Source organism: Streptomyces rectiviolaceus (assembly GCF_039533825.1).
Taxonomy (GTDB): domain Bacteria; phylum Actinomycetota; class Actinomycetes; order Streptomycetales; family Streptomycetaceae; genus Streptomyces; species Streptomyces rectiviolaceus.
The window spans coordinates 59,646-67,682 of sequence record NZ_BAAAUG010000118.1 but is presented as its reverse complement, the minus strand read 5'-3'; the positions used below and the strand labels follow the sequence as shown (position 1 = coordinate 67,682).

Genomic DNA, 8,037 nt, shown 5'->3' with positions numbered 1-8,037 from the left:
CGTCTCTGGTACGGCGACGGCATCGGCCGCGTCCACGCCCTCGTCCGGCCCGGTGAACCCCGCGAAGCGGGCGCCTCGGCGGCGGCGCGGGCGGCTGGACGCACCGCGCGACTTGCGGCCCTGTTTGGGGACGCGGGGGGCGTCGCGGGGCGACGGGGCTTCGGGGTCCGGGCCGGAGTCGAAACCGGAGCGGGAGTCGGAGCCGGAGTCGAAGTCGGAGCCGACGGAGAGGGTGCGGGAGTCGGGAGCTGGAGCACCCTGGCCGTCCAGGGGTCCCAGGGGCTCGCCGAACTCCCGTGTCCGGGCGCCGAGTTCCGGCGATCCGGCGCCACGGACACGGTCACGGTCACCGACAGCGGCCCCGAAACCGGACGGCGCCTGCTCGTCGAAGGCGTCGAACTCCTCGGCCCCGAAGTCCACCGCCGACCGGCCCCTGAAGCCGCCCGACACCTGAACACCAGCACCAGCGCCAGCACCACCGGCCGCCGGTCCGCCCCCGAAGTCGTCCGCCACCTCAGCCGCGAAGTCGTCCGACACCGGAGCCCCGAAGTCCACCCACTGCGGGCGATCCGCCCGGTCCAACCGCTCGATGCGCTCCCGGAGTTCCGCGCACCGCGCGGTCGCCCGCTCGTAGTCGTCGCGGACCCAGGCCAGGTCGCGGTTGAGCCGCTCCACCTCGTCCTGCGTGGCCGCGGAGGCGAGCGAACGGCCCAGGTCCGCCTGCCGTTCCACGGCGAACCGCTGCTCGGTGAGCATCATGTCGAGGCGCTCGCCCAGCAGCCCGCGACCACCGGGCCGTGCGTCGTACGCGGCCAGCGAGGCCCCGTGCAGCGCCAGCGCCCGCTCCGTCTCCCGCTCGGCGGCCTGCGCCCCGTACCCGGCGGCCAGGTCGTGCAGCAGCGCCTCCACCACGTCCCACGGGGGCACTTCCGAGCCATCCAGGCAGGCCTGCATCCCCTCGGGGTCACGGGACCAGAACACGCCGCACCACCCGGCGCCCGGATCGAGCCGCGCCAGGAGATCTCTCAGGTATCTCGCGAACTCCCTGACCTGATCCGGGAGTTGTCCTACTGCCATCCGAGCCAGCACCGCCCCATGGAGCCTGGAGTCTTCCGGTCCGGAAGATAACACCAGTCGTGTTACGGGACGACTACACGCAGTTTTCCGGCCGACCCACAGCGCCTCACACGCCGCCGTCCGCGGGGTGAGCGAGGACGGAGGCGCACAGCCTCCGCAGTCCCGCGTGCAGTTGCCCGGCACTCACGCCCTGGCTGGTCAGATGCTCGACCAGGTCGCTGCGGACGGCGGCGAGCAGGGCGTGCGCGAGGTAGTCGGCGTCCTCGCGTCTGTGTACGCCGGACAGCATCCCGGCGACTTCGGAGTGCCACAGGCCGTACGCCGGATTGAGGTAGGGGCTGCCGGCTCCCGCCCGTTCCATGGCGAGCATCAGCGTGCGCTGGTTCAGCTTGAGGTCGAGGAGCGCCGCCATGAGCGCGGGCACCCGCTCGGCCACCGGCGCGCCGGGACCCAACGGCGGCGGTCCGTCGACGACTTGCTCGCGCAGCTGCTGCGTCTCCTCGACGACCAGCGCCCTGACCAGGCCGACGCGGTCGGAGAAGTGCCGGAAGACCGTGCCTTTTCCGGCCCCGGCCGCCTGGGCGATGTCGGCCATCTTGACGGTGTCGGGGTCGTCGGCGTCCTTGAACAGCCGGGCGGCGGCAGCCAGCAGCGCGGCCCTGTTGCGGACGGAGTCGGCTCTCTCCTTGCGGGCAGTGATGGTTCCTCCTCGGTGGGCGGGGTGGGGGGCGAGCAGGACGAGCGGGACGAGCGGACTCATCATAAGTCGACCCCGGGTCCGGTACTTGTAAACGGACCCGGGGTCAGGTTAACGTCGCCACCATGACGACGCACCCCGCGGAACCTCCCGTGACGCACCCCTCGGCCACCGACGTGTTCACCCGCTCCCTCGATCTCCTCCTCGCCAAGGACATCGACGGCTGGGTCGCCCTCTGGGCGCCGGACGGAGTCTTCGAGTTCCCCTTCGCGCTCCCCGGAGCCCCGCACCGCCTCGCCGGGCGCGACGCCGTACGCGGATACATGGCCGACTACCCCGACCACATCGACCTGCGGAGCTTCGAGGACCTGACCGTCCACCGCACCGACGACCCCGAGACCATCGTCGTGGAGCTGCGTGGCACCGGCAGGGCGGTCGCCACCGGGCGCCCCTTCGACATGCCGTACATCCAGGTCGTCACCGTCCACGACGGACGGATCACACGCTTCCGCGACTACTGGAACGGCGCGCTGGCCGCCGACGCCTTCGACGGCGAGATCCCCGTCGGCGCCACCCGCTCCGGAGAGGACCGATGACCATGCGCTTCCTGATCACCGGCGGCACCGGCACCACCGGCCGCCGCGTGGCGACCGCCCTGGCCGACCAGGGCATGTCCGTACGCACCGGAAGCCGCACCCCGGCTCCGGGCGCTCACCAGGTCCGCTTCGACTGGGCCGACCCCACTACTCACGCCCCCGCCCTCACCGACACGGACGGCGTCTACCTCGTGCCGCCCATCGGGGACGCCGAGCCCGCCCGGCTGATGGTGCCGTTCCTGGAGCGCGCCCTGGGAGCGGGCGTACGCCGCTTCGTGCTCCTGAGCTCCTCCGCCATCGCCGAGGGCGGCCCCGGGGCCGGCGAGGTCCACCGGGCGCTGCGCCAACTGGCGCCGGAGTGGGCGGTACTGCGCCCCTCCTGGTTCATGCAGAACTTCGTCACCCCGGGCCATCTCCACGTCGAGAGCATCCGCGCCGCGCAGGAGATCGTGACGGCCACCGGGCAGGGGCGGGTGGCGTTCGTCGACGCGGACGACATCGCCGCCGTCGCCGTGCGGGCCCTGACGGACGAGCGGCCGCACAATGCCGCACACCTGATCACCGGGCCGGAAGCGCTCAGCTACGCCGACGTCGCGGAGTCGGTCTCCAAGGTCACCGGGCGCGAGATCCGCCATCGCCCCGTCCCGGTGGCGGACTTCCGCGAGCGGCTCATCGCCACCGGAATGCCCGAGGCCTTCGCCCGCGTGCTCGCCGCCATGGACGACGGCATCGCGCACGGGTCCGAGGACCGCGTGGACCCCGCCGTCGAGCGGATCACCGGCCGGGCGGCCCGCGGCTTCGCGGACTTCGCCACCGAGCACGCCGCAGAGTGGGCTCCGGCGCGATGACGCGCGATGCCCCGATACCGCGCGATGCCGCGATGACGCGATGACCACGTCAGCCCGCAGCGCTGCTCACACCGGCGCGAGCGGCACCAGCACGCAGGTCTGAGCCACCTCGTCGAGCGAGAGACCCAGCGCCACCGCCAGCGCCGACACGGTGAAGAACGCGGGCGTGGGGGCCCGCCCCGTCTCGATCTTGCGGAGCGTCTCCGCGGAGAGCCCGGCGCTCGCCGCCACCTCCACCATGCTCCGTTCACCACGCGCCGAACGCAGGAGTCGGCCGAGCCGCTCGCCGCGTTCGCGCTCTTCAGGGGTCAAGGGGGTCCGCACCATGCGGCCAGTCTAGTCCCGGACAGGTCGAGAAACCCATTCTCATACCGGTATAGTTATTGGCATGGTTGAACTCAAGACGGACACATCCATCGAAGCGATGCGCGAGACGGGCCGTATCGTCGCCCAGGCGCTCACGGCGGTGCGGGAGGCGGCGGGCGTCGGCGTCTCCCTGCTCGATCTCGACGAGGTGGCGCACGCAGTACTGCGGGACGCGGGCGCGACCTCGCCCTTCCTCGGGTATCGCCCCTCCTTCGCCCCCACGCCGTTCCCCGCCGTCCTGTGCGCGTCCGTGAACGACGCGATCGTGCACGGCATCCCGGACGGCTATCGCCTGCGGGACGGCGACCTGTTCTCCGCGGACTTCGGCGCCGAGATGGGCGGCTGGGCGGGCGACTCGGCGATCAGCTTCACCGTCGGAACGGCCCGCCCCGAGGACGTACGCCTCATCGAGACCGTCGAGCGCGCCCTGGAGGCGGGCATCGCCGCGGCCGTCGTGGGAAACCGCATCGGCGACATCGCGCACGCGATCGGCGTGGTGTGCAGGGACGCGGGTTACGGCATTCCGGAAGGCTTCGGCGGCCACGGCATCGGCCGCCGCATGCACGAGGACCCGGGCGTCCCGAACGAAGGCCGCGCGGGCCGTGGCATGCCCCTGAAGCACGGCATGGTCCTGGCCATCGAGCCCATGGTGATCGCCAGCGGCAGCGATCACTACCACCCGGCCCCGGACGGCTGGACGCTGCGCACGAACGACGGCAGCCGCGCGGCACACGCCGAGCACACGGTGGCGATCACGAACGAAGGGCCCCGCATCCTCACGACACTCTGACCGCGAACGAACGGCACGGCGACTCCGCACAGCACGGGGACTCCGCACAGCACTGTGACGCCGCGAAGACATCCGTCACGTAGATCATTCGTACGATGCGTCGGTGACACACGAGATCATTGATTACGGACAGTTCGCGGACCGGCTCGAGCGTCAACAGGGGCGCTCCCGCTGGTCGTTGCTCGACGAGGTGCAGCGGGAGTGGGGATACGAGGACCCGGGCGGTGAGCCCAGCCACTCCCGCTGGGGCGGCGAGAACAAGGATCACGGCGTCGACTGGGACCTGCCGGTGCCCCAGGCGCTCAACGAGTGGTGGGATTCCCCGCTCAACTCCTTCGCCTTCAACCCGCGCCTGTACTGGGTCCACACGCAGTGGCCGCCCAAGATCTCCGAGCTCGCATTGGACCCGGCGGACGCGGGCAGCGGGCTCGTCGGCCCCGATGACGACACGCGCGTGTGCGTGTTCATGTCCGAGTACCACTACGCCCACGAGTGGGGCTATCTCGCCGCCGATGCCGAACTCCCCGACCCCCGCGTCCTCGTGAGCGTCGGGGGCGAGTGGGTGGTGCAGAGCCGCACGCTCTCCGAGTTCCTGATGCAGCTCGCCTTCGAGCGGATGCCCGCGCACTACGGCTGGACGCTGCGCTTCGGCCGCGACACCGTGGACGCCGACCCCGAGGTCGTACGCCGCCTGGAGGCCTCCTACCGCGAACTCGGCCTGCTGCCCTGGCAGGAGATGGGCACCGACGCGCTCTCGTACGGCGCTCCGGACGCGGTCATACGTCACGGACGCGGCCCCGGTGCCGACTTCAAGATCGTGATCAACGCCCGCACCCGCGATGCCCTGCTCGACGTCGCCCGCACGCTGGGCCTGGAGTGGACGGACAAGGACATCCGCCCGCCGGCCGAAGTCCCCGTGCCGCTCGAAGAGTTGGGCCCGGTCTCGCTCTCCACGGGGGACGCGGAGCCGCGCGGCCGGTGGACTGTCCTGACCCGCGAGTACCCGCAGCCGCCCGTCGTCGCCGGAGCGGCGGCCGCCCTCGTCGAAACCCCGGGCGCGCTCAGGGCGGTGGCCTCGCTCCAGGGGCCGACGCTGCTCGTCGCGGGCGACACCGAAGGCTGCGTGCACGTCCGCGAGACGGACGACGAGGACCCCGAGACCATCACCCTCGCCCTGCACCGCGCCCCCGTGACCTCCGTGACCTGCCTGGAGCTCGCGAGCGGCACCCGCCTGGTCCTGAGCGGCGACGCGCAAGGCGTGATCCGCTACTGGTCGACCCGCCGCAAGCCGCTGCGCGCGCCGTTCGCCCGCAGGAGCACCCCGGTCACCTCACTGGCCGCCGCGGTCCTGCCCACCGGGCCCGCGCTCGCCGCGGCCTGGGCGGACGGCCTCGTACGCGTCTGGGACCTGGCGTCCGACGCGCTGGCCAACCTCCGCCTCGGCACCGGCATCAAGTTCCTGGGCCTCGACGCAGACGACTCAGTCGGCACAGACGGCACACACGCCACCTTGCGCGTCACCGACGCGGACTCCACGGCCGCGCTCCGCCTCGACCTGGCCAAGCTGTGGCTGCACCGCGACCTCCAACTGCGCCTGGAGAGCGTGGACTGGGGCTCGCTGTGGACTGCGCGCGGCCCCGGCCACATGATCCCCGAACTCATCGGCAAGGTGACGTCGGACGACAAGAAGACGGCCATGGACGCGGTCCACGACCTCTACCGCCTCCTGGTTTCCAAGGAAGCGGCATCGACCGCGGCCGTCCCGGCGATCCCGTTCCTGGTCGAGCTGATGACGGACCCGGACAACCGCGCGCGCAGCACGCTGCTCCTCCTGATCGCGGACCTGGCGGATGTCCACCAGGCCCGCGGCGGCAGGGGCGACGCCCAACTGGCCGCGGTGCGCGAGGCGTTGCCCGTACTGCGCTACCTCCACGACGACCCGGAAGGACCGATCCGCTGGGCGGCCAACGAGCTGGAGCAGAACTGCGCGGCCCGCTGAGCCCCGCCGGGCGGGCCTTCGAGGCCCGCCCGGCTCGCCCTCACTCCGGCCGCACCACCATCGCCGACCCGCCACCGCGACGCACCTTCTCGGCCGCCGCGAGCCACTTCCCGCCCGGCAGCCGCTGCACTCCGGTGGCCGCCCCGATCTCCGGGTTCTGCTTGAAGGAGTGCCCGATAGCCTCCAGGTCGGCCCGCAGCGGGCTCTCCCAGAGCCCCGGCTCCAGCTCGGTCTGCGCGGCGTTGCGCTGACTCGCGCGCGGCGCCGCGATCGCGTCGACGAGCGGAAGACCCCGGTCGACGAATCCCGTGAGGGTCTGCAGGACGGTCGTGACGATCGTCGCACCGCCCGGCGAGCCAAGGGCGAGCACCGGCTTCCCCTTCTCCAGGACGATCGTCGGCGCGATCGAGGACCGGGGCCGCTTGCCCGGACCCGGCAGGTTCGGGTCGTGCACGGCCGGGTCGGCCGGCGCGAAGGAGAAGTCGGTCAGTTCGTTGTTGAGCAGGAAACCGCGTCCGGGCACGGTGATCCCGCTGCCGCCCGTCGACTCGATGGTCAGGGTGTAGGCGACGACGTTGCCCCACTTGTCGGCGGCCGTGAGGTGCGTCGTGTTCTCCCCTTCGTACGTGGTCGGTGCGGCCTTGTCACCGGACTTGCAGGCCGCCGGATCCCGCGGGTCCCCGGGCGCGAGCGGACTCTTCAGGACCGCGTCGTCGCGGATCAGGCACTCCCGCGAGTCGGCGAACTTCTGCGAGAGCAGCTCCTTCGTCGGTACGTCCTCGAAGGCGGGGTCACCCACCCACCGCCCGCGGTCGGCGAAGGCGACACGGCTCGCCTCGATGAACCGGTGCAGGTACTTCTTCTTCGAGGCCTTCGAAAGGTCGGTCCGCTCAAGGATGTTGAGTGCCTCGCCGACGGTCGTGCCACCGGAGGACGAGGGGGCCATCGAGTAGACGTCGAGCCCTCGGTAGGAGGTCTTCGTCGGCGCCTGCCGCTTCACCGCGTAGGCCTTCAGGTCCTTCGCGGAAAGGTCGCCGCGCCGGGCCACCCGCCCGGATGCCGGGTCCACGGGCGGTTTGTTCACGGTCCGTACGACGTCCTTGCCGATGCCGCCCCGGTACATCGCCCCGACGCCCTTGCTCCCCAGCTCCTCGTACGTGCGCGCGAGATCGGGGTTCTTGAACGTCGAGCCGACCACGGGCAGCGCGCCGCCGGGCAGGAACAGCTTCGCCGTGTCGGGGAAGTCGGCGAACCGCTTCTGGTTCGCCTCGGTCTGCGAGCGGAAGGTCCCGTCCACCGTGAAACCGTCGCGCGCGAGCTTCTCGGCGGGTTTCAGGAGCGTGCCGAGCCGCTTGCTGCCCCACGCGTCGAGCGCGGACTGCCAGGTCGCGGGGGTGCCGGGGGTGCCCACGCCCAGGCCGCTCGTGACGGCGTCCGCGAAGGGGATCGGTTTGCCGTTCTCCAGGAAGAGGCCGGAGTCGGCGGTCCGCGGGGCCGTCTCGCGGCCGTCGATCGTGCTCACCTTGCGGCTCTTGGCGTCGTAGTGGACGAAGTACCCGCCTCCCCCGACGCCCGCGGAGTAGGGCTCGGTCACGCCGAGTGCCGCCGCCGTGGCGACCGCCGCGTCCACCGCGTTGCCGCCCTTCTTCAGGACCTCGATCCCG

Annotated in this window: 6 protein-coding genes and 2 pseudogenes; 4 read left to right on the top strand and 4 right to left on the bottom strand. The window is 72.0% G+C overall.

What is annotated here, in order from left to right:
* Together ABD378_RS29665 and ABD378_RS29660 are read right to left on the bottom strand one after the other, a co-directional pair.
* Positions 1 to 1,077 (bottom strand): annotated as a pseudogene (locus ABD378_RS29665) (hypothetical protein); the annotation flags it as partial.
* A 106-nt stretch (positions 1,078 to 1,183) separates the two neighbouring features.
* Positions 1,184 to 1,840, bottom strand: a complete 657-nt coding sequence (locus tag ABD378_RS29660; protein WP_344525683.1) for a TetR/AcrR family transcriptional regulator — start codon at positions 1,838 to 1,840, stop codon at positions 1,184 to 1,186.
* A 59-nt stretch (positions 1,841 to 1,899) separates the two neighbouring features.
* Here ABD378_RS29660 and ABD378_RS29655 point away from each other — a divergent pair, with 59 nt between their 5' ends.
* The gene (locus ABD378_RS29655; protein WP_344525681.1) at positions 1,900 to 2,370 is read left to right on the top strand and encodes a nuclear transport factor 2 family protein; all 471 of its coding nucleotides are present in this window, start codon (positions 1,900 to 1,902) and stop codon (positions 2,368 to 2,370) included.
* Positions 2,367 to 3,218: an NmrA family NAD(P)-binding protein gene (locus tag ABD378_RS29650; RefSeq protein ID WP_344525679.1), complete on the top strand. Its 852-nt coding sequence runs from the start codon at positions 2,367 to 2,369 to the stop codon at positions 3,216 to 3,218. Before ABD378_RS29655 ends, ABD378_RS29650 begins: the two co-directional genes overlap by 4 nt.
* A 66-nt stretch (positions 3,219 to 3,284) precedes the next feature.
* Here ABD378_RS29650 and ABD378_RS29645 read toward each other — a convergent pair whose 3' ends face one another.
* A complete protein-coding gene (locus tag ABD378_RS29645) occupies positions 3,285 to 3,545 on the bottom strand; it encodes a helix-turn-helix domain-containing protein (protein ID WP_344525677.1) in 261 nt (86 codons plus the stop codon).
* Positions 3,546 to 3,606: 61 nt separating this feature from the next.
* Between ABD378_RS29645 and map the strand changes: the two genes are divergently transcribed.
* Positions 3,607 to 4,374, top strand: a complete 768-nt coding sequence (map, locus tag ABD378_RS29640; RefSeq protein ID WP_344525675.1) for a type I methionyl aminopeptidase — start codon at positions 3,607 to 3,609, stop codon at positions 4,372 to 4,374.
* Positions 4,375 to 4,477: 103 nt separating this feature from the next.
* Positions 4,478 to 6,373 (top strand): WD40 repeat domain-containing protein, encoded by a 1,896-nt coding sequence (locus ABD378_RS29635; RefSeq protein WP_344525673.1) that lies wholly within the window; start codon positions 4,478 to 4,480, stop codon positions 6,371 to 6,373.
* Between the two features lie 40 nt (positions 6,374 to 6,413).
* Here the strand turns inward: ABD378_RS29635 and ggt are convergent.
* Positions 6,414 to 8,037: pseudogene (ggt, locus tag ABD378_RS29630) on the bottom strand (gamma-glutamyltransferase); the annotation flags it as partial.

Bases quoted from the DNA above. Each gene is read 5' to 3' on its own strand.
- ABD378_RS29650 (WP_344525679.1), top strand. From the start codon at position 2,367: ATGACCATGCGCTTCCTGATCACCGGCGGCACCGGCACCACCGGCCGC.
- ABD378_RS29655 (WP_344525681.1), top strand. From the start codon at position 1,900: ATGACGACGCACCCCGCGGAACCTCCCGTGACGCACCCCTCGGCCACC.
- ABD378_RS29645 (WP_344525677.1), bottom strand. From the start codon at position 3,545: ATGGTGCGGACCCCCTTGACCCCTGAAGAGCGCGAACGCGGCGAGCGG.
- ABD378_RS29660 (WP_344525683.1), bottom strand. From the start codon at position 1,840: ATGATGAGTCCGCTCGTCCCGCTCGTCCTGCTCGCCCCCCACCCCGCC.
- map (WP_344525675.1), top strand. From the start codon at position 3,607: ATGGTTGAACTCAAGACGGACACATCCATCGAAGCGATGCGCGAGACG.